The sequence below is a fragment of the Rhizobium sp. CF142 genome (assembly GCF_000281145.1).
Classification (GTDB): Bacteria; Pseudomonadota; Alphaproteobacteria; order Rhizobiales; family Rhizobiaceae; genus Rhizobium.
The window spans coordinates 35,054-54,498 of sequence record NZ_AJWE01000007.1; the positions used below are offsets into that span (position 1 = coordinate 35,054).

The window sequence follows — 19,445 nt, forward strand, 5'->3', positions numbered from 1 at the left end:
TGTCCCGACCAGAAAAGCTTGTCACGAATAATAAGTTCGTACATTTATCGCTTGAATATTAAATCTGTCCGTATAAATTTGACTGACAAGGAGCAACACGGGACGGCCTTACCGCCTTCTGGATTGCCCTTCCCTCTTTCAGTTTGGCCGGCGGACACGTCCGCCAGAGACGGGCAAAGGATCTTTTCAATGAAGGCTGACTTCCTCAAGCGTATCCTCTTTGGAGCTTTCGCTACAACTCTTCTTTTCGGCGGCGCAAATGCAGCTGAAACGGACGAGGCCGCACGGGCGGCGCTGCCCGCGGGAATACGGGATGGTGGTGTTCTGAAGGTCGCAATCATGATGCAGTGGGCGCCTTTTTCTTATTACGACGCGGAAAAGAAACCCGCCGGCATTGATGTTGAGGTCGTTGACCTGATCGCTTCTAAGCTTGGGCTCAAGCCTGAATGGATCGACCTCAACCAAATTCCGGTGATGATTGGCGGTGTCGACAACGGCCGGTTCGATATTTCACCCTCGCTCGGAATTACCGCCGAGCGCAGCAAGATCATCGACTTCGTGCCGTATTTCAGATCCACCTATGCATTGCTGGTCAAGAAGGGAATGGCGGGGGTCGACATCAACAATTTGTGCGGACATCTGCTTGCTGTCACGCAAGGCAGCGCGCAGGTCAGCGTTGTCGATAGCTTGTCCAAGGACTGCCTCGCCGCCGGTAAGTCGGAAATCAAGACCGAGATATATCCCAACGGCAATGCCACGCAGCTGGCTGTCGCAAATGGTCGAGGTGAAGGCGTCATGGTTGGCAGCGCGGTTGGAAAGTATATCCAGACGCAGAATACCAATCTCGAAATGGCGCCTGGCCTTCTGGACAATCGGTATACAATGTTGGCCATGCTCGTCTCGAAAAAGCGGCCGGAGCTGAAAGAGGCGCTTATGCTGGCAATGGAGTCCGCGATTGCTGACGGCTCCTACGAGGCCATCCTCAAGCGTCTGGACGTGCCCGAGGCGACCGTCACTCCGGAAGAGTTGCGGCGTCCGGCGGAACAATATCTATCCCTGAACAAGTAAAATCATCTTGCCCGCCCTTGCGGAAGGGAGCTTGGCATCGCCGCGCGCCGCCAACTTCATCCGAAGGGAGCCCCGCTCTGCCGACGTGGTGCAAAAATACCAATGTGAGCCTATGGAAAACGCAAATATCGTCCTGGATGAGCGTCCGCGCTACATGCAGATACAGAAGGCGCTGGAAGAGCGAATTACCGCCGGTGCGTACCCGGTGGGAACACTCATGCCCACGGAGGTAGAGCTTACGCAGGAATTCATGGCAAGTAGATCCACGGTCCGGGAGGCTTTGAGGCAGCTTAGCAATCGCGGTTATGTCGATCGCAAGCAAGGCGTCGGGACGCGTGTGATTTCGAGCGCCACGCGCAGCAACTACCAGCAGGCATTCACGTCACTCGAAGAGCTGTTTCAGGTCTCCAAGGAAACCTATTTCGCTGTCCTGTCCGCCGAGGTGGTGAGACTCTCGCCTGAGATTGCCAGTCAGGTGGACGGATCATCGGGAGATGACGAGTGGATCTTGATCAGCGGGGTGCGATGGACCGAAGAGGGCGGGCGCCCAATCTGCTATGTACAGAGTTACATTCCCAAACAGTTCCTGCCCCAGATTGTCGAACTCACCGAGTATCAGGGTCCCTTCTTTGCATTCCTTGAACGTCAGTCGGGAATGCCAATCGAGCAGGTCGTTCAAGAGATCCGCGCAGTACCTATGCCCCCGGAATTCGGTCGTCATCTTGGCTTGAGACCCGGTTCATGGTCCCTGCAACTATTGCGACGTTACATCACGGCCAGAAATGTACTGATCGCCTCCTTCAACTGGCACCCGTCAGACCAGATGGCCTATGTCATGCAGATCCACCGCTCGCGCGATGACGATCAGGAGAACTAGCCAGCGTCGAGACATACAAGGGTTCGCCATCTGACTTGTCCTAAGGGGGCGCTTAACATTGCAACGGCTGGAGCGGCGGCCGTGTTTCGGAAGAGAAGAATGAAGAGGGTAGACAATGAGTGCGAACAATCCGAATTCATATACGGGCAATCCGGTGTTGCGTCGGGAGGACGAACGTCTTCTTCGCGGGTTCGGTCGCTACATTGACGACATCGAGGAGCCGCACGGAACCCTGCACCTCGCGATGCTTCGCAGTCCCTATGCGCACGCCCGCATTCTTTCGATCGATGTTTCGGCGGCCGGAGCCGCACCGGGCGTGGTTGCCGTTTTTACCGGCGTTGATCTGGTTCCGTTGACGAAGCCGATGTTGTCGCCGACACCGCTCGGTCAGCCGAAGCTTGAACGCAAGTGCATGGCGACGGATTTGGTTCGCTATGTCGGTGAAATCGTCGCGGTGGTTGTCGCCGAAGACCCATATTTGGCAGAAGACGCACGCGAACTGATCGAAATAGAATTTGAGCCGCTGCCGGCTGCGCTGACCATTGAGCAGGCTACGGCCGATGACGCGTCGCTTGTTCACGATTACCTCTCAAGCAATATCATCTTCCGCCAAGTCGGAGGCGCAGGGAATGCCAACGAGGTTTTCGAAACGGCGCCGCATGTGATCGGCGACGTCTTCACCAGCGGGCGAGTCTCTGCAGTACCGCTGGAGCCGCGGGGGTTCCTCACCCGCTATGACGCCGGCATGAATATGCTTGACCATACGTCCTGCGCGCAGTTTCCACACAAGATGCGTTGGGAACTCGCGGAGACTCTGAACCTTCCTGAAAAAAATGTCCGCGTCATCGCACCTAACATCGGTGGCAGCTTCGGTATGAAGGGCGTAACGCATTCCGAGGACGTGGTCGGGGCTGTGATCGCCCGCAAACTCAAACGCCCAGTCAAGTGGATGGCCGACCGACAGGAGGATCTGATCCTGCTTCAGGGACGCGACTTCCAGTTCGGCGTGGAGATCGCCTGTGACGATGACGGGACGCTGCTCGGCGTACGCATCAAGTCCTGCGTGGATATTGGCGCCTATCCACTTTGGATCAGTACGTCGGCGCTTGAGGCAGCGGCTGTCGCACATCACATGATGGGCCCCTATCGGGTCGAGAACTATGGTTTCGACGTGTTTACGGTTATTACCCACAAGCCGCCGACAACATCTTACCGCGGCGTCGCGGCGCCGATAAATGTATTCGCCATGGAGACGCTGCTGGAGCGGATGGCGGCGAAGCTTGCTATCGATCCCATCGACATCCGACGCAAGAATCTCATCCGTGAAGCTGATCTTCCCTATAGGAACGCTGTCGGTGTCGTTCACGACACAGCAAGTCATATCGAATGTCTCGAGCGGGTCTTGAAGCTCTCCGGCTACGAGCTGTTCAAGCAGACTACGTCGGGCCGGCTGGGGGCCGACGGTAAATATCGTGGCATCGGTATTGCGACAATCACCGACCACACGGGCCAAGGGACGTCGATAGCGCGCGCACGCGGGCAGGCGTCACGCTGGCCCGGTTATGACCGCGCCGTGGTGAAGATGGAGCCGGATGGCAAGGTCGTCGTTTATGTCAGCGTCGCAAGCCAAGGACAGGGACATGAAACGGTTTTTGCCCAGATCGTCGCTGATCATCTGGGCATGTCGATCGATGATATCACCGTCGACCAAGGCGATACGAACACCATGCCTTTCGGGACCGGCGCTGGCGCAAGTCGCGCGGCCGTCGTCTGTGGTGGGGCCGTCCTCAAGGCTGGGCAGAAGGTTGCCGAAAAGTTGCGGCGGATAGCGGCCCATCTCTTAGGTTGCCGGGCCGAGGATGTTGAACTGGCCGACGGTAAAGCCTCGGTAAAAGGTACGAACCTTTTCATTGATATTTCGGAGCTTGCCGCAACGGCCTATATGATCGGCCTCGGCAGCCTGCCCGAAGGGGAAACAGTCGGGATCGAAGTTCAGGAAGCGTTTGATCCGGCGACCTCTTGTTATTCGAATGCCTCGCACGCAGTCTGCGTCGCGGTAGAAGCCGACACGGGAAGGGTGGAGATCGAGAAATATTTCGTCGTCCATGACTGCGGTAAGATGCTCAATCCCATGATCGTGACTGGCCAGGTCGTCGGAGCGATCATACAGGGTGTGGGTTCGGTGCTCACCGAGAATGCCTCCTTCAGCGACGCGGGGCAGCCCCTCGCCACGACGCTTCTCGACTATCAGATCCCGACCTTTCTCGACTCTCCGAAAATCATCCTGGACCATGTCGAAACGCCCTCGACCAGCAATCCCGGCGGGGTGAAGGGTGCGGGCGAGGGTGGCATTGTTGGATGCGTACCCGCCATTGCCTTGGCCATCACCGATGCCCTTTCGAGCTTCGACGCGCGGTTCAACCGCGTTCCGATTTTCCCCGACGATGTGCTTCGCACGATGCATAGCCGGGAGCTGGCCTAAACCGGCGCTCGGTGGGCATTCCTGAGGCAAAAAATGCGTACGGAGTGATGCCGGACGCAATTTGGGATGTCAGCCCAACAGAGCGCAGTCTTCCACTTGATGAAATGACCGGACATACGAACTTTTTGTTTGAGTATTGTTCGTATATTTGATATCGATCCGCTATCAAGATTGATTGCAGGGCAAGGCTGAAAACCCGCCGACAAGGATGTGAGTCCACCCGCCAACATGCTGGCGATGCGATGAATTCAGTTTCACCCCGACGACGGGAGCTGTCTCCATGACCAGGAAGATGATGCATTTGATCGCATATATGAAGACTGGCCCGACAGCTCTTCATTCGGGCGGTTGGCGTCATCCAGATGCGGTGCTTCATGACATTCTTTCGCCCAGTCGATATGAAGACGCTGCCCGCACACTGGAGGCGGCGAAACTGGACGGCATGTTCTTTGCTGACTTCTTCGGCATCCCCGATACCTACGGCGACAGCCCTGATCTTTTCCTGCGCGTGGGTGGCCAACACAGCTACCTGGATCCGATGACAGTGCTGCCGATCATGGCGCGCGTTACCAAGAACCTTGGCCTCGGCGCGACGGTATCCACTTCCTTTTTCAACGCTTATCACCTGGCGCGTAGCCTCGCTTCGATCGATGTGCTGAGCGGTGGCCGTGTCGCCTGGAACGTGGTGACGTCGACCTCGAACCAGGAGGCTCAGAATGCCGGCATGGATGCCATTCCGCCCCATGATGAGCGCTATGAGCGCGCGGAAGAGGTCCTTGAGGCTTGCATGGCTCTCTGGAAAAGCTGGGCACCGGACTCCTTCGTGATGGACAAGGAACGGGGGCTGTTCGTCGATCCAGACAAGATCAAATATGTCAATTACGAAGGCCGGTGGGTTCGAACCAAGGGGCCAATTGCGACGCCTCCCAGTCCACAGGGACACCCTGTCATTATGCAGGCCGGCAGTTCGCCGAAGGGACGGGAATTTGCGGCCAAATGGGCCGAAGTCATCTTCACGCCGCAGGCTGGCATCGAAACCATGCGCGCCTTTTATGACGACATGCAGGCGCGGGTCGTTGCAGCAGGCCGTCAGCCCGGCAGCTGCAAGATATTGCCCGGGATCACAATCTTTGTCGGAGAGACCGATGCGATTGCGCGTGAGAGAATGGAGTATCTCGATACTCTTGCCGCTCCTGATTACGATCTCGCCTATGCATCGCTTTCGGTCGGCACGGATCTGTCCAAGATCAAGAACGACACCGAGATTGCAACTTCCCGCGGCAATCAGGGCGCGCACGGCATGGAGGCCGCACTTAAAGAGAGAGCCGCGGAACGCAAGCTTGGCCTCAAAGAGGCTGCCTCCGAAGGCCGCAAGGCGAATACGATTGTCGGATCGCCAACTACCGTGGCCGACCGGCTTCAGGAGATTTTCGAGGCTGGCGTCTGCGACGGCTTCGTGCTGATGCCGTCGATTTTTCCGGTATCGCACGAAGCGTTTTGCCGCTCTGTCGTGCCTGTGCTGCAGCGGCGTGGGATTTTCCGAACCGAATACGCCGCATCAACGCTTCGCGGCAATCTCCTAAGCTAAATTCCAGCCTGAAACGCATTCCGGCGGAGGGATAAGCATCCGCATCGATCATAAAAGGGGAAGTCAAAATGACCTTCGATCGCAGATCCGTATTGATGATGGGGGCAGGAGTAGGCGCGAGCTTGTTGTTGCCTCAACTGGGCCGAACCGCTCCGAGTTTCGCTGGCCAGAAGCTCGTCTATGCGACGTGGGGCGGTCAGTATGAAGAGGCGCAACGGGAAGCCTACGTCAAGCCGTTCGTGGCAAAGACCGGTGTCGACATCCTTGTGGATGGCCCCGTCGATGAAACCCGCCTGCGCGTCATGTTGGAGGCGGGAAACAACGACTGGGATGTTGTCTGCACCAACGAGCAGATGATGGTCGGCTTCGGCGCGGAGGGGTATCTCGCAAAGCCGGACCCTTCTATTGTCGATATGTCTCGCATCGCGAAGGATTTTCAATACGATTACGGGGTTGGTGTCGAGAGCGGGGCCTTTACTATCGCCTATTCCGAGTCAGCCTTCGAAGGCAAGGAAAGTCCCAAAACCTGGGCCGATCTCTACGATCTCGATCGGTTCCCCGGCAAACGCATGATGAACAGTTCACCGAGCGCAACGCTCGAAGGCGCCCTTCTGGCCGATGGCGTCAAGATGAGCGAGCTCTATCCCCTGGACATCGACAGGGCGTTCAAGAAACTTGATACGATCAAGGATCAGACGATCTTCTACAGCACTCACGCTCAGTCGCAGCAGCTGATCATCGATGGTGCGGTTACCTGCGGTTATATGTTCTCTGCCCGTGCGTTCGGCGCCATGAAAAACGGCGCCAAAGTAGCCATCAGCTGGGAGGGCCACTTGCGTACAAACACGCCGGTCATCGTGCCCAAGAACGTTAAGAACCCCGAACTGGCATGGACGTTCGTCAACAGCATGCTGGAGCCTGTGAACCAAGCGAAGATGATTACCGGATTCATCAGCAGCCCAGCAAATCCTGCCGCCTTCAACTACGTCGACCCCTCTTACTTGGCATGGCTGCCGACGTCCAAAGAGAATTATCCCAAGGGCATTGGTATCGACGCCGCCTACTGGGGTAGCCGCCTTAAGGAAGTAACCGAGCGCTGGCAGGAATGGCTGTTGCTCTGATCTCGATCGGCGCAAGGCATCGCGTGTCGTTCATCTCGCGCAACGTCAACACGGACGCAAGGAGTAGCAGATTGGTCAATAGCGCCATCGGTGTGCGGTTTGAGAGAGCGAGATCTCTTCCATTGGTAAGGCTGGATTTGCGCATCTGGCTTATCCTACCGTCAATCCTGCTCATCGTTGTTGTCATGGCAATTCCTGTTGTCATGCTGCTGGTTCGCGGCTTTAGCGATCCGATCTGGGGTGTACAGAACTTCCAGAAAATTCTCGCGCAACCGCTGTATATTCGGGTGGCGCTGAATACTATCATCATCAGCGGCAGTGTGACGGCTCTTTCGCTGATCCTTGGCTATCCTCTGGCCTATGCGATTGCTAATGCGCAACCGTCCGTCAGGCGGGTTCTGATGCTGGCCATTCTGGTGCCCCTCTGGACAAGTTTGCTGGTACGCAGTTTCGCCTGGATGGTGCTGCTTCAAGATAATGGCATTATCAATCAGGCCCTTCAGTCCGCTGGATTAACGTCAGGCCCCATCGCGCTGATTTACAATCGTGCCGGTGTCTTGATCGCAATGACCCACGTTATGCTGCCCTTGATGGTGCTGCCGCTATATTCCGTAATGGTGCGGATTGACACGAATGTGGTGAAGGCTGCGTCGACGCTGGGGGCAGGGCCGGTGTGGACTTTCCTAAAGGTCTACCTGCCGATATCCATGCCCGGTGTGATTTCCGGTTGTACACTCGTCTTTGTCCTATGCCTTGGTTACTACGTCACACCGACCTTGGTCGGCGGGCGTGGAGACCTGATGATCGGACAGCTTATCGCCATCCAGGTTGGGCAGTTCGGAAACTGGGGCGTTGCTGGAGCTCTCTGCACGTCTCTGCTCATCGGCGTCCTGATTGTGTTCGCCCCGTTGTCCTTGTTGGCGCATTCCAGGCGCAAATGGGTCGGGCGATGATGGCCCAGGGGGAGAAACAATGAGGCAAGGCGGCTGGCTTTATCTGCGATCGCTGATCGTTGCGCTGATTGTCATCTACACACTCGCCCCACTGGTCATAATTGTCATTCTTTCATTCAGCTCGGCGCAATTCCTTACCTTTCCTCCGCCGGGCCTTTCGCTCCAGTGGTATGAAAGGATTCTGTCTAGTCCCAAATGGGCCTCTGCGCTCAAGACGACGGCACTCATTACAATTCCCACGACGATCATCGCGACCGTCGTGGGAACGGGGGCTGCGATCGGTATCGCCCGCAGCAAAGGGTCAAGTGCAGCATTTCTCTCCGCAATAATCATGTCTCCTTTGGTCATACCGACCATTATCGTGGGAGCAGGCGTGTTCAGCATATTCAGGTCATGGGGGTTGGCCGGAACCTACACGGGGATGATTCTCGCGCATGTCATGTTGACCATCCCTTATGTGTTTTCCGTCACGCTTGCATCGTTGCGAACCGTAAATTCGAATCTCGAAGGCGCTGCCCTTACGCTGGGGGCATCGCCGCTTCGGGTGCTATTGCTGGTGACGGTGCCGATGATCGCGCCTGCAATTTTATCCGGTTTCCTATTTGCGGCGGTCATGTCGTTCGACGAGCTGGTGATTTCGATGTTCCTGAATTCGCCGACGGTTCGGCCAATCACTGTGCAGATGTGGGCTGATGTACGCGGCGAGGTCGATCCAACGATTGCCGCGATCGCGTCATGCCTATTCGCATTCACCTTGATCCTGTTGCTCGCCGATCATCTCGTTGCTCGTCGCAGGGCCGGAACGAAGACGTACTGAAGCCAGCGCAACCGCCGCGAGGCGTCAGAAGGAAGAGGATAGACCTCAAATGCCCCATCAAATTCTCGAAGCATTGACGCTTGGCAAACGCTATGATCGATTTACCGCCGTTGACAACGTCTCTTTTTCGATGCGCGAGGGCGAATTCCTGACACTGCTCGGCCCGTCCGGCTCCGGCAAGACCACTACGCTACAGATGATCTCTGGACTGATCCTGCCGACCGCGGGTTCAATCCTATTGGACGGTTTGCCGCTGGATCCTTTGCCTCCCTATAAGCGCAACATCGGCATGGTTTTCCAGAACTATGCGCTTTTCCCACATATGACTGTGTTTAAGAACGTGGCCTTTCCCCTGGAAGCGCGCCGCATGAAGTCTGATGAAATCCAACGGCGCGTGAAAGATGTGCTTGACGTTGTCGGCCTGCCGGATGTGTACAACCGCTATCCAGCGCAACTATCCGGCGGGCAGCAACAGCGTGTTGCCCTCGCGCGCGCGATGGTTTTCCAACCGCGCCTTCTTCTGATGGATGAACCGCTTGGCGCGCTCGATAAAAAGCTGCGAGAACAGATCCAGATCGAGCTCATGCGCCTGCACCGCAAGAATGGGATATCGATCGTTTATGTGACCCACGACCAGGAGGAGGCCTTGGTCATGAGCAACCGGGTTGCCGTCTTCAATAAGGGAAAGATCGAGCAGCTTAGTACGCCACAGGACATATACGAGAACCCTGGTTCGCTCTTTATCGCCGACTTCATCGGAGAATCGAACTGTCTGCCGGTTTCCGTTGTCGGGAGGGAAGGAGGCGACTTCATCGTGGACGGCGCGTCGCGAATGCGTGGCCGTGCGCAATGTGCGCTTTCCCACGGCGAGAAAGCCGTCTTGGTCGTGCGGCCGGAGCGGATACGCGTTAGGGCGCCTGGCGCCGTCCCGACATCTGCCAATGCGATGCGGGGTCGCATCAAAAGCATGATTTACCTCGGCAAGTCTCGCAAATACGTGGTGATAAACGATGCGGGGCAGGAACTCGTCGCCCTCGAGCAGTGCATCGAGGGCCAAAACATGCCTGAACTCTGCGAGGGATACGAAGTCGTAGCATTCTGGAGCAATCGCGAGAGCATCGTTCTGGCGGATTCGCGTTAAGCGATCCCACAGCCAAAACCAGGACGTGAGATCCCTTATCCAGTGCCGCGCATTCGGTCCCGACCGATACCACGGCTCGACGATGGTGCCTCATTCGTTCGAAGCAGTGCTTAGTTCCTAGCGCATTTCTTCTCTCTCGTCCCGCCCACGAAACCGGTCGATCCGAAAGCCATGCACGGGTGTTTCGGTCGAGCCGGTCGAAATCAATTCCGCCATTACGTCACCGACGCCCCGACCGAGCTGAAACCCGTTGTCGCAAAACCCGAAGGCATGGAAAAGGCCAGGCGGCGTCGCCGATCGTCCCATGACGGGAAGGCCGTCGGCGACAAAGCCTTCGCAACCGGACCAAGTGTGGATCACGGAGACACTGGCGAGAGCCGGAAGGATCGGCAGGAGGGCGCGCAACTGCCCCGGAAGTCGGGCGGGGTACGCCTTAGCATGGCCGGTATCGGGCGAAACGTCGGTTCGTTCCGCGCTGCCACCGAATATGATGCTTCCGCGCTCGACCTGGAGCAGGTAACCGCCGCAGGGGTCATGCGCCCAGACGCCGACGACCGGTAGTATGCGATGCGGTAGCGGCTCGGTTACCCCGCATCCTGCGGCCCCTTCGCGACTATGGGGATAGATTCCCCGAATTGCGCAGAGATCCGGGTACCCCAAGCACCGGCGGTGTTGAGCAGCGAGGCAAAGCATGGCTGCGGTTCGACGTCTCGACCTCGAAGCCGTAAGCGCTCCGCCGGATCGCCTTCACATCCACGTGTCGCGGCCGCCGCGGCGGATATTGCCGAAAGAGGCGACCGTTGCGCCGCTGCCCACCCGGTTCCGCTCGATGAGCGTCACACGCAAACCGCGCCGAGCGAGAAAATAGGTCGACGCGGCCCCATCAGGCCACCCAGCACGATCACCTCCATAGGTCCTTCTCCGCAATATTTCTCATCCTTGCCACCATTCCGGTGCGGTCGACCGGTGTCAAAGTCGAGGTTTTTCGTCCTTCCATAAGCCGGACCTATGGGACATCTGGGAAGGGGGCATAAGCGACACTTATGGGCGGTGGCTTTTTCGTTCTTAGACCAGCCTCGTCTATCCGCGCCAGCTTCATGGCAAGCAGCAGGAAAGGGCTAATGGACATGGACAGTGCGCCGCCGAATTCACGCCTTATTCAGCGCTGGCGCTCGGCGTCCTCGCACAAATGGCCGGCATTCCGGCAGCAGTCGTCAATATCGTCACGCCGAAGGAGATCGGCGACGGGATCATGGCCAACACGACCATGCGCAAGATCTCGTTCACCGGCTCCACGCCGCTCGGTTCGCTGCTGTGCGCGGCGCGGCCGACGCGTCAAGCGGTTGTCGCTCGAACTCGGCGACAACGCGCCCTTCATCGTCTTTGACGACGCGGATATCGATCTTGCCATCGAAGGGGCAATCGTTCAAAATTCCGCAATGGCGGCCAGACCTGCGTCTACGCCAACCGCTTTCTCGTGCAGGCGGGCATCTACGATCGCCTCGCCGAGAAGCTCACCGCCCGGTCAACGCGATGAAGGTGGCCCGGGGACGGAACCGGGCGTTTCGATTGGTCCGGATGATCAACGACGGGGCGATCTCCAAGATCAATCGCCACGTCCAGGATGCGCTCGCCAAGGGTGCCAGGATCGTCACGAACAAAACCGGGTCGATTTGCGAACAATCAAGCGGTGAGCCAAATATTCGACGGCTGTTTGCGGTTCCTCGCCTCTGATGGCCTGGAGCAGGCAGTACATGCCTCGCTCGCCAATCTCGCTGGCGGGCTGCGCGATCGTCGTCAATGGTGGATTGGCGACGTCGGCATAACGGGTGTCGTCGAAGCCCACGACGGAGACGTCCTGCGGCACGCGGATCCCACGGGACTGAAGCTCGGCCATGGCCCCCAGCGCCATTTCGTCATTCGCACAGATTAGTGCCGTCGGAACGATTTTTGCGTTCAGAAAATCCGCAATGGCCCTGCGCGCAGGCTTGATGGTGAATTGACCGTTGCATAGCCAGTCTTCCGCAATTGTGATGCCGGCTTGCTTCATTGCGGACCTAAAACCTGACTCGCGTTCATGAAGATTGATCGATGCGATCTCTCCGCGCATGAAGCCGATTTCCCTGTGTCCCAGACCAATGAGGAAATTGGTCAATTCCGCGGCCGCTGCAAATCCATCAATCTGAAAACGAGGATAACCGAGCAACTCGGGATCAGATGTTTCACCGCAGACCACAATCGCTGGCCTATTTCGGATTTGATCCGTCCTGCGGGACGCTGGAAAAGGACCCGCGTCACCCAGGACAATGATGCCGTCGGCCTGTCTTGATGCCGCTATGCGATCAAGTTCGCCCGCCGCAAGCTTGCCGGGCTGAACTTCTTGGACGCGTACGCCATATCCCTTGGTGTTTGCCACCTGGATGATGCCAGCGATGACGTCACCATAGAAGGCGTCGCCAATGCTTGATGTCAGGACGAGCACGATGCCTGTGTTGCCGAGGCGAAAGCTCTGTGCCGACGCGTTCGGCGCGTATCCAAGTTGATCAATGGCCTCACGGATCTTGTTACGCGTCTCCTCATGAACTCTGTCGGGCTGATGAAAGTATCTGGATACGGTTCCGTTCGACACACCTGCCTGCTTTGCGACATCCTTTATCGAAGCCATCATTCCTCACTCGGTTTCGCGCAAACAAGTTCATCAACCACTCGAACTTATTTTGCCGAACAGGCAATTGACAATGTTGATTTGTCATGCAAACGTTTTAATAAATTAACAAGAAAAAAACAAGAAAAGAGTGGGAAGGTGCAAAAATATGCTTATTTGTCTTATTTCGCATGCTTTTGACGATAATATCGTTCGCATTACACCTTACCCAAGCATTCGTCCCGCATGGATCCTGCGCGGGAGATCGTCCGATGCGACGGCGTGATCAACAGCGTGTCGGGCGCATAGGCCTTTGGCTTTTCATCCTGGTCTCGGTGCTGTTTTTTGTTGTGCCGCTTTATGTGATGATCGTCACATCACTGAAAACAATGCCGGAGATTCGTGAGGGCGGAATCTTTGCTCTTCCTCGAAACCTGACCTTCGATCCATGGGTGGAAGCCTGGTCGACGGCCTGCACGGGGCTTCGCTGTTCGGGTCTGAGCGGCGGCTTCTGGAACTCGGTTAAGATCCTTGTTCCGAGCGTTGCGATCTCCGTGCTATTCGGGGCGGTGAACGGCTATGCGCTTTCCTTCTGGCGGGCCAGGGGAGGGGAGGTCCTGTTCGCGCTATTGATGGTGGGCGCTTTCATACCCTACCAGTTGTTCATCTATCCCCTGTCGCTATCGTTCGCAGCCGCCGGCATCGGCAGCTCCCTCACGGCCGTCGTGCTGATCCATGTGATTTTTGGACTGCCGATTACAACCCTGGTCTTCAGGAACTACTATTCCGGCCTGCCGATTGAGCTCATCAAAGCGGCGCGGATCGACGGTGCGGGCTTTTGGCGCATCTTCGTATCAATCCTATTACCCATGTCGGGGCCAATCACCGTGGTGGCTCTCATCCTGCAGGCAACCGGCATCTGGAACGACTATCTCTTCGGCCTCATCTTTGCCGGTCAGGGCAACCAACCGATGACCGTCCAGCTGACGGCCTTGGTGAATACGCGCCTCGGCGAGCGACCTTACAATGTTCACATGGCAGCAACGATTCTCACCGCGCTTGTTCCACTGTTGATCTATCTCTTCTCAGGACGCTGGTTCGTCCGCGGCATTGCGGCTGGAGCCGTGAAAGGATGACCATGTCTTCTCCTGTAGCAAACTCGGTATCGGTCGCCAATCTGACGGTTGCCTACGGGGCGGCAAAAATCCTCGACAGACTTTCGCTCGATGTCCCCAATGGCGAGTTCCTGGTGCTTCTCGGTTCCTCGGGATGCGGCAAGTCGACCTTGTTGAACGCGATTGCCGGTCTCCACGATGTAACCGATGGCCGGATCGAGATCGCTGGCCAGGATGTCACCTGGAGCGAACCGAAGGATCGCGGCATCGGCATGGTCTTCCAGTCCTATGCTCTTTATCCGCGCATGAGCGTCGCCCAGAACATGGGCTTCGGCCTCAAGATCAAAGGTATGAAGACTGAGGAGATCAGCGCGCGTGTCGAGCGTACGGCCAAGCTCCTTCAGATCGATCACCTGTTGAAGCGCAAGCCGGCCGACCTTTCGGGCGGCCAGCGCCAAAGGGTCGCGATCGGCCGCGCGCTGGTCCGCGATGTGGATGTGTTCCTGTTCGACGAGCCGCTATCCAATCTCGATGCTCAGCTGCGTGCCGAATTGCGCGTCGAGATCAAGAAGCTCCACCAAAGCCTCGGCAACACGATGATCTATGTGACGCATGATCAGGTGGAGGCAATGACGCTTGCGGATCGCATCGCGGTGATGAAGGCCGGGCGCATCCAGCAGCTCGCCCCACCCGCCGAGGTCTATGCCCGGCCGGCTAACCTCTTCGTCGCCGGTTTCCTCGGCACGCCCAAGATGAATTTCATCGAGGGCGATATCCTGCAACTGGAAGGCGCACAGATCTTCCAGGCGGGGGACTTGCGTTTCCCGCTGCCCAGCGGGGTCGGCTACCATTCGGGCGGCGCCATATTCGGCATTAGGCCCGAGCATATCCATCTCGTTGACCAAGGAATGGACTTCGAGGGCCTGGTGATGCAGGCACAGGTTTCACTCGTCGAGCCGCTCGGCCCCGAAACGATCGTGTGGGTCCAACTGGCTGACATTCAGCTCTCGTTGCGCACTGCGCCGGAAATGACGCCTACGGCCGGCAACTCCATTCGTATCGGATTTGCGCTCGAAAACGCATCGTTTTTCGACGCTCAAACGACGGCGCGCATCTGAAATTCATTCCGAGAAAGTACATCGATGCCATTGCAACACATCCTCTCATTTCAGCTCTATTCGTCCCGGGCGTTTCCGCCGATAGGTAAGCAGTTGAGCGAACTGGCGGCCCTGTCATATACGAATGTTGAGCCTTATGATGACCTCTATGCGGATCCGGAGGCTTTCGCCGCTCTTCTCATCGGCAATAGTCTGACGGCGATCAGCGGCCATTTTTCGCTTGCCGTGCTGGAGGCGGATCCGGAAAAGGCGATATCAATCGCTCAAGTGCTCGGCATGTCGATCATTGTTGCCCCCTGGCTTGATCCGAAAGATCGTCCTATGGACGCTTCAGGCTGGAAGGCGCTCAGTCGCCGGCTGTCGGCAGTTTCTGCGCGCCTTGCAGACAGCGGGCTTCTCTTTGCCTGGCACAACCACGATTTCGAGTTCGTTGCATTGCCCGATGGCTCTTACCCCATTGAGCATATGTTCGAAGGAAACGACGTCGGCTTTGAAATCGATGTCGCCTGGCTCATCCAGGCGGGTGAGGATCCGGTTGCCTGGATGACGCGCTACAGCGACCGCATCGTCGCGGTGCACATCAAGGATATCGCGCCGCAAGGCGAAAATCTGGATCAGGATGGCTGGACGGACATTGGTAAGGGAGTGATCGACTGGAATGCCCTTTGGCCAGTCGTCTCATCGACCGCCGCACGGCTCACCGTCATTGAGCATGACAATCCGGCAGATTGGCTCGGTTTCGCGCGCGATAGCGCCGCGACCGTGAGGCGCATCGCGTCGGCGTGAGGAGAAGATCATGACCCTGAAGGTTGGAATCATAGGCTGCGGCAATATTTCGGATACCTATCTCGGCAACAGGTCGCTGTTTCGCGATCTTTGCTACACGGCCTGCGCCGATCTTCGGCCTGAAGCGGCCGCAGCCAGGGCGGAAACGTTCGGGCTCCAAGCCCTATCGGTCGATGCGCTTCTCGCCCGTGACGATATCGATATCGTTCTCAACCTGACGGTGCCGGCAGCCCATGCGGAAATATCGCTGCGCGCCATTGAGGCCGGAAAGCATGTCTTCAGCGAAAAACCTATGGCAGTCAGCCTGTCCCAGGGCCGGGCCATGCTTGAAGCTGCGGAAGAACGGGGGCTGCGCGTCGGAATGGCACCCGACACCGTACTCGGTCCCGGGCTGCAAATCGCGCGTCGCCTTGTCGATGAGGGCCGGATCGGAAAGGTGGTCAACGGTCTCGCGGCGGTATTGTCGCATGGCATGGAAGACTGGCATCCCAGCCCTGAATTCTTCTTCAAGCAAGGTGGTGGTCCAGTCCTCGACCTCGGCCCCTATTACATTAGTGCCCTCGTCCAATTGCTTGGCCCCATAAGGCAGGTGCAGGCCGTCGGTAGCATCGGAAATACCGAGCGCATCGTCACCGCAGAAGGGCCGATGAAAGGAAGGTCGATCAAGGTCGAGACCTTCACGACGCTGAACGCCTTGTTGAGCTTCCATTCGGGTGTCGACATTCCGTTCCTTGCCAGCTGGGACGTCTGGTCCTCGGATCTACGACCGATCGAACTGCATGGCGCGGAAGGATCGCTGCGGGTACCGGATCCAAACGGCTTCGGTGGTGTCGTCGCCTATTGCGGGCGCGGTGGCGACTTCACCGAGATTGATACCTCGGGCATGCCTTTTGGGGCCGACAACCGTCTCTGGAACGGACAGCTTCCCTATAGCTGCTATCGTGGGCTTGGTATGGCAGACATGGCCAGCAGCCTGAAGTGGGGCGTTGCACACCGTTGCTCAGCGGAACTGGGCTTCCACACGCTTGAAGTTCTGCTCGCGCTGGAAGAGGCCGCCCGGTCGCATCGGGCAGTCATCGTGTCAAGCACTTGCGAGCGCCCGGAAATCCTGACCATGGACGGCGCCACCGCTCTCATGAGCGGCAGCGGAGCAGACGTCTGCAGCGCAATTGTCTCATAGGAAAAGCGAAGCATTTGACCAGCAAAAAAGGGGAACTGAAATGTCCAAGCGAGTGACAGCATATCTTGCCTTCTGTGCAGCCGCAATTCTTGCCACGTCCCCTGTACGGGCAGAACCTGTCAAGGCGGAAGTCATGCACTGGTTGACCTCAGGTTCGGAAGCGGCGGCGATGAAAGTCCTGTCTGATGCTTACAGCAAGGCGGGCGGACAGTGGGTCGACAACGCCGTGCCTGACTATGACAGTGCGATTGCAGCAGGCACCACCGCTATCCTGAATGGCAATCCTCCCGCGGCGCTGATGTTCAACGCCGGAACGCAGTTCCAGGATCTCGCCCAGCAAGGCTATCTCGCCGACCTGTCCGGCTACGCCAGCGAACAGAAATGGGCCGACGCCCTGCCGTCCTCGCTGCGCGAGGCAATCACCTACGAAGGCAAGATCTTCGGCCTGCCCATCGACGTCCAATCAGAGAGCTGGGTCTTCACGTCCAAGGCAGCTTTCGCCAAGGCAGGGGTGGAAATGCCGACGAAATGGGACGACTTTTTCCCGATGCTGGACAAGCTGAAGGCTGCCGGGTTCGTTCCGATCGCCCATGGCGGCGAGTCCTGGCAGGAGCTGGAGCTTTTCTACACCGTGATGATGTTCCGCGGAAACCGCGATCTTTACGAGGGAATTTTTATTAAAGGCGACGAGGCGGTTCTCACCACACCGGAATTCAAGGAATTTTCCGAGGATTTCAAAAAGCTTACCAATTATATCGATCCCGGCGCACCCGGACGGAAGTGGAACGATGCCGCAGCCATGGTGATCCAGGGCAAGGCAGGCATGCAGTTCATGGGTGACTGGGCGAAGAGCGAATTCGTCGCGGCCGGCCAGAAGCCGGGTGTCGACTTTGATTGTTTCCTCGGGCTTGGCGGCAACGAAAACTACGTCATGATATCCGACGTCTTCGTGCTGCCCGGCGGCAAGGGGCTGGAGGCGGCCCAGAAGCTACTCTCGTCGACGATCATGTCTCCCGCGGTCCAGGTCGAATTTAACAAGGTCAAGGGGGGCCTGCCGGCCCGCATCGATGCGGAGAATGCAGCGACAGATGTTTGCTCGGCGAAAGGGCAGGCCGCAACCCGGGCAGCCGGGGTCCTGGTCGCCGGTCCGGAGATCTCCATGTCGGCGGACCGCTACGGGTCGATCATGGACGCGATCTCCCAGTATTGGAACACGCCGGACATGACTGCCGACATGTTCATTGAGACCATGCGACAGGCAATCCGGTCCACCGCCGGCTAAGCGCCGGCGTCATACGATCTCCTAGATAGCGCCGAAGGGAACCCCATGCCCGTAGCAAAAGCCAGGACCGCGAAGCTCACCGCTGCAGGCATGACCCTCTGGCCGAGTTGGATCATAGTCATCATTGCCTATATCGGCACAATCATATTTACGATTGGCATATCGTTTACGAATTCGCGTCTCGTCCCGGTGGCGAGTTTTGTCGGCCTTTCGCAATACGAACGCCTTTTCAATACTACGCGCTGGCTGCAATCCATCGAGAACATGTTCGTTTTCGGCGTGCTCTTCATCGTCGCATGCATGGTCATCGGATTTCTGATGGCCGTTTCCCTCGATCAGAAGATCCGCTTCGAATCGACCTTCCGGACGATCTATCTCTACCCATACTCGCTGTCGTTCATCGTCACTGGCGTCGTATGGCAATGGATGATGAATCCGACGCTCGGAATTCAGAAGGCCGTTAACGACCTGGGGTGGACGTCCTTCAGGTTCGACTGGGTCGTCGATCCCGATATGGCGATCTACGCTCTGGTCCTGGCTGCGGTATGGCAATCCGCCGGCTTGGTTATGGCGCTAATGCTCGCCGGCCTGCGGGGGATCGACGGCGACCTCTGGAAAGCGATAAGGGTCGATGGCATTCCGACCTGGCGTGCCTACGTGTCGATCATCCTGCCGATTCTGAGCCCGGTCGTTATTACCGCGACGGTGTTGCTCGGTATCGGCGTGGTCAAATCCTACGACCTCGTCGTGGCAATGACGAATGGGGGGCCAGGCACCGCTACAGACGTGCCGGCGAAGTTCATAATGGATTTCCTCTTCGTCCGGGCAAATATTGGCCTTTCCGCTGCAGGCGCGACGGTGATGCTGCTTGCAGTAACGGCCGCACTCGCGCCATGGATTTACGCAGTCTACATGCGTCCGCCAAAGCGCTGACCTGAGGATCCAACAACAGATGAAATAAACCGATCAAGGGACCCGTGATTTATTGCGCATCTGCGCAAGCAACCGCTTTGAACGAACAGCCGTCCGCCTCTGGTGGTGGAAGGTCAGAACGTCTCGCGGTTTATTCCTTTCGATGAACAGATCTAACTACGCGCAACGGCGCGAGTGCGGGTCTTCTTGCGGCCATGGAAAGCGCAATCCGGCGGGCAATCTCACGCCCTCGGACCCCTACCTAAGCCGTTCACGCCATCCCCCAGATGCGGGCGACGCCGTGTTCGGATCATTGACGATGGGTGGGTGGCGTCGTCGGCGTGGCATTTTCAGACGGAAG

Annotated in this window: 17 protein-coding genes and 1 pseudogene; 15 read left to right on the plus strand and 3 right to left on the minus strand. The window is 57.6% G+C overall.

All coding sequences use genetic code 11. The features are described from left to right. Positions 1-189: 189 nt before the first annotated feature. The 8 genes from PMI11_RS01020 (at position 190) to PMI11_RS01055 (ending at position 10,047) form a co-directional block, all read left to right on the plus strand. The gene (locus PMI11_RS01020; RefSeq protein ID WP_007812370.1) at positions 190-1,068 is read left to right on the plus strand and encodes a transporter substrate-binding domain-containing protein; all 879 of its coding nucleotides are present in this window, start codon (positions 190-192) and stop codon (positions 1,066-1,068) included. A gap of 31 nt (positions 1,069-1,099) precedes the next feature. Beyond that, a complete protein-coding gene (locus PMI11_RS01025) occupies positions 1,100-1,945 on the plus strand; it encodes a GntR family transcriptional regulator (RefSeq protein WP_202803138.1) in 846 nt (281 codons plus the stop codon). Positions 1,946-2,060: 115 nt separating this feature from the next. Beyond that, positions 2,061-4,427 (plus strand): xanthine dehydrogenase family protein molybdopterin-binding subunit, encoded by a 2,367-nt coding sequence (locus PMI11_RS01030; RefSeq protein WP_007812373.1) that lies wholly within the window; start codon positions 2,061-2,063, stop codon positions 4,425-4,427. A gap of 280 nt (positions 4,428-4,707) precedes the next feature. Beyond that, positions 4,708-6,015, plus strand: coding sequence for an LLM class flavin-dependent oxidoreductase (locus PMI11_RS01035; RefSeq protein WP_007812375.1), 1,308 nt, complete (start codon positions 4,708-4,710; stop codon positions 6,013-6,015). A gap of 68 nt (positions 6,016-6,083) precedes the next feature. Further along, on the plus strand, positions 6,084-7,136 hold the full coding sequence (locus PMI11_RS01040) for an ABC transporter substrate-binding protein (RefSeq protein ID WP_007812377.1): 1,053 nt from the start codon (positions 6,084-6,086) through the stop codon (positions 7,134-7,136). Next, positions 7,121-8,089, plus strand: coding sequence for an ABC transporter permease (locus PMI11_RS01045; RefSeq protein WP_007812379.1), 969 nt, complete (start codon positions 7,121-7,123; stop codon positions 8,087-8,089). The genes PMI11_RS01040 and PMI11_RS01045 overlap by 16 nt, the downstream gene beginning before the upstream one ends. A 19-nt stretch (positions 8,090-8,108) precedes the next feature. Beyond that, complete coding sequence (locus PMI11_RS01050) at positions 8,109-8,906, plus strand: ABC transporter permease (RefSeq protein ID WP_007812382.1); 798 nt, start codon at positions 8,109-8,111, stop codon at positions 8,904-8,906. Positions 8,907-8,955: 49 nt separating this feature from the next. Beyond that, the gene (locus tag PMI11_RS01055; RefSeq protein WP_007812384.1) at positions 8,956-10,047 is read left to right on the plus strand and encodes an ABC transporter ATP-binding protein; all 1,092 of its coding nucleotides are present in this window, start codon (positions 8,956-8,958) and stop codon (positions 10,045-10,047) included. Positions 10,048-10,164: 117 nt separating this feature from the next. On the opposite strand, the gene PMI11_RS36200 is transcribed toward PMI11_RS01055, so the two are convergent. Together PMI11_RS36200 and PMI11_RS37945 are read right to left on the minus strand one after the other, a co-directional pair. Beyond that, a complete protein-coding gene (locus tag PMI11_RS36200; RefSeq protein ID WP_007812386.1) occupies positions 10,165-10,740 on the minus strand; it encodes an NAD(P)/FAD-dependent oxidoreductase in 576 nt (191 codons plus the stop codon). Between the two features lie 54 nt (positions 10,741-10,794). Continuing rightward, on the minus strand, positions 10,795-10,887 hold the full coding sequence (locus tag PMI11_RS37945; protein ID WP_244430520.1) for a hypothetical protein: 93 nt from the start codon (positions 10,885-10,887) through the stop codon (positions 10,795-10,797). A gap of 301 nt (positions 10,888-11,188) precedes the next feature. Here PMI11_RS37945 and PMI11_RS01065 point away from each other — a divergent pair. After that, positions 11,189-11,703, plus strand: a pseudogene (locus PMI11_RS01065) (aldehyde dehydrogenase family protein); the annotation flags it as partial. Here PMI11_RS01065 and PMI11_RS01070 read toward each other — a convergent pair. Continuing rightward, positions 11,699-12,715: a substrate-binding domain-containing protein gene (locus PMI11_RS01070; protein ID WP_037070508.1), complete on the minus strand. Its 1,017-nt coding sequence runs from the start codon at positions 12,713-12,715 to the stop codon at positions 11,699-11,701. The pseudogene PMI11_RS01065 and the gene PMI11_RS01070 overlap by 5 nt on opposite strands. A 248-nt stretch (positions 12,716-12,963) precedes the next feature. Between PMI11_RS01070 and PMI11_RS01075 the strand changes: the two genes are divergently transcribed. The 6 genes from PMI11_RS01075 (at position 12,964) to PMI11_RS01100 (ending at position 19,105) form a co-directional block, all read left to right on the plus strand. Continuing rightward, positions 12,964-13,827 (plus strand): carbohydrate ABC transporter permease, encoded by an 864-nt coding sequence (locus tag PMI11_RS01075; protein ID WP_007812392.1) that lies wholly within the window; start codon positions 12,964-12,966, stop codon positions 13,825-13,827. Further along, the gene (locus PMI11_RS01080; RefSeq protein WP_007812395.1) at positions 13,824-14,924 is read left to right on the plus strand and encodes an ABC transporter ATP-binding protein; all 1,101 of its coding nucleotides are present in this window, start codon (positions 13,824-13,826) and stop codon (positions 14,922-14,924) included. Before PMI11_RS01075 ends, PMI11_RS01080 begins: the two co-directional genes overlap by 4 nt. 93 nt (positions 14,925-15,017) lie before the next feature. Next, positions 15,018-15,710, plus strand: coding sequence for a sugar phosphate isomerase/epimerase family protein (locus PMI11_RS01085; protein ID WP_051034523.1), 693 nt, complete (start codon positions 15,018-15,020; stop codon positions 15,708-15,710). 10 nt (positions 15,711-15,720) lie between these two features. Beyond that, positions 15,721-16,890 carry a Gfo/Idh/MocA family protein gene (locus PMI11_RS01090; protein ID WP_007812399.1) on the plus strand — a complete coding sequence of 390 codons (1,170 nt, stop codon included), beginning with the start codon at positions 15,721-15,723 and terminating at the stop codon, positions 16,888-16,890. A gap of 133 nt (positions 16,891-17,023) precedes the next feature. Then, positions 17,024-18,172: an ABC transporter substrate-binding protein gene (locus tag PMI11_RS01095; RefSeq protein ID WP_157179570.1), complete on the plus strand. Its 1,149-nt coding sequence runs from the start codon at positions 17,024-17,026 to the stop codon at positions 18,170-18,172. 45 nt (positions 18,173-18,217) lie between these two features. Beyond that, the gene (locus tag PMI11_RS01100) at positions 18,218-19,105 is read left to right on the plus strand and encodes a carbohydrate ABC transporter permease (protein WP_007812402.1); all 888 of its coding nucleotides are present in this window, start codon (positions 18,218-18,220) and stop codon (positions 19,103-19,105) included. Positions 19,106-19,445 lie beyond the last annotated feature (340 nt).

Excerpts from the sequence above, each read along its gene's own strand:
- PMI11_RS01020 (WP_007812370.1), top strand. The coding sequence starts at position 190 with ATGAAGGCTGACTTCCTCAAGCGTATCCTCTTTGGAGCTTTCGCTACA.
- PMI11_RS01030 (WP_007812373.1), top strand. The coding sequence starts at position 2,061 with ATGAGTGCGAACAATCCGAATTCATATACGGGCAATCCGGTGTTGCGT.
- PMI11_RS01035 (WP_007812375.1), top strand. The coding sequence starts at position 4,708 with ATGACCAGGAAGATGATGCATTTGATCGCATATATGAAGACTGGCCCG.
- PMI11_RS01040 (WP_007812377.1), top strand. The coding sequence starts at position 6,084 with ATGACCTTCGATCGCAGATCCGTATTGATGATGGGGGCAGGAGTAGGC.
- PMI11_RS01045 (WP_007812379.1), top strand. The coding sequence starts at position 7,121 with ATGGCTGTTGCTCTGATCTCGATCGGCGCAAGGCATCGCGTGTCGTTC.
- PMI11_RS01050 (WP_007812382.1), top strand. The coding sequence starts at position 8,109 with ATGAGGCAAGGCGGCTGGCTTTATCTGCGATCGCTGATCGTTGCGCTG.
- PMI11_RS01055 (WP_007812384.1), top strand. The coding sequence starts at position 8,956 with ATGCCCCATCAAATTCTCGAAGCATTGACGCTTGGCAAACGCTATGAT.
- PMI11_RS36200 (WP_007812386.1), bottom strand. The coding sequence starts at position 10,740 with ATGCTTTGCCTCGCTGCTCAACACCGCCGGTGCTTGGGGTACCCGGAT.
- PMI11_RS01070 (WP_037070508.1), bottom strand. The coding sequence starts at position 12,715 with ATGATGGCTTCGATAAAGGATGTCGCAAAGCAGGCAGGTGTGTCGAAC.
- PMI11_RS01075 (WP_007812392.1), top strand. The coding sequence starts at position 12,964 with ATGCGACGGCGTGATCAACAGCGTGTCGGGCGCATAGGCCTTTGGCTT.
- PMI11_RS01080 (WP_007812395.1), top strand. The coding sequence starts at position 13,824 with ATGACCATGTCTTCTCCTGTAGCAAACTCGGTATCGGTCGCCAATCTG.
- PMI11_RS01090 (WP_007812399.1), top strand. The coding sequence starts at position 15,721 with ATGACCCTGAAGGTTGGAATCATAGGCTGCGGCAATATTTCGGATACC.
- PMI11_RS01095 (WP_157179570.1), top strand. The coding sequence starts at position 17,024 with ATGCACTGGTTGACCTCAGGTTCGGAAGCGGCGGCGATGAAAGTCCTG.
- PMI11_RS01100 (WP_007812402.1), top strand. The coding sequence starts at position 18,218 with ATGCCCGTAGCAAAAGCCAGGACCGCGAAGCTCACCGCTGCAGGCATG.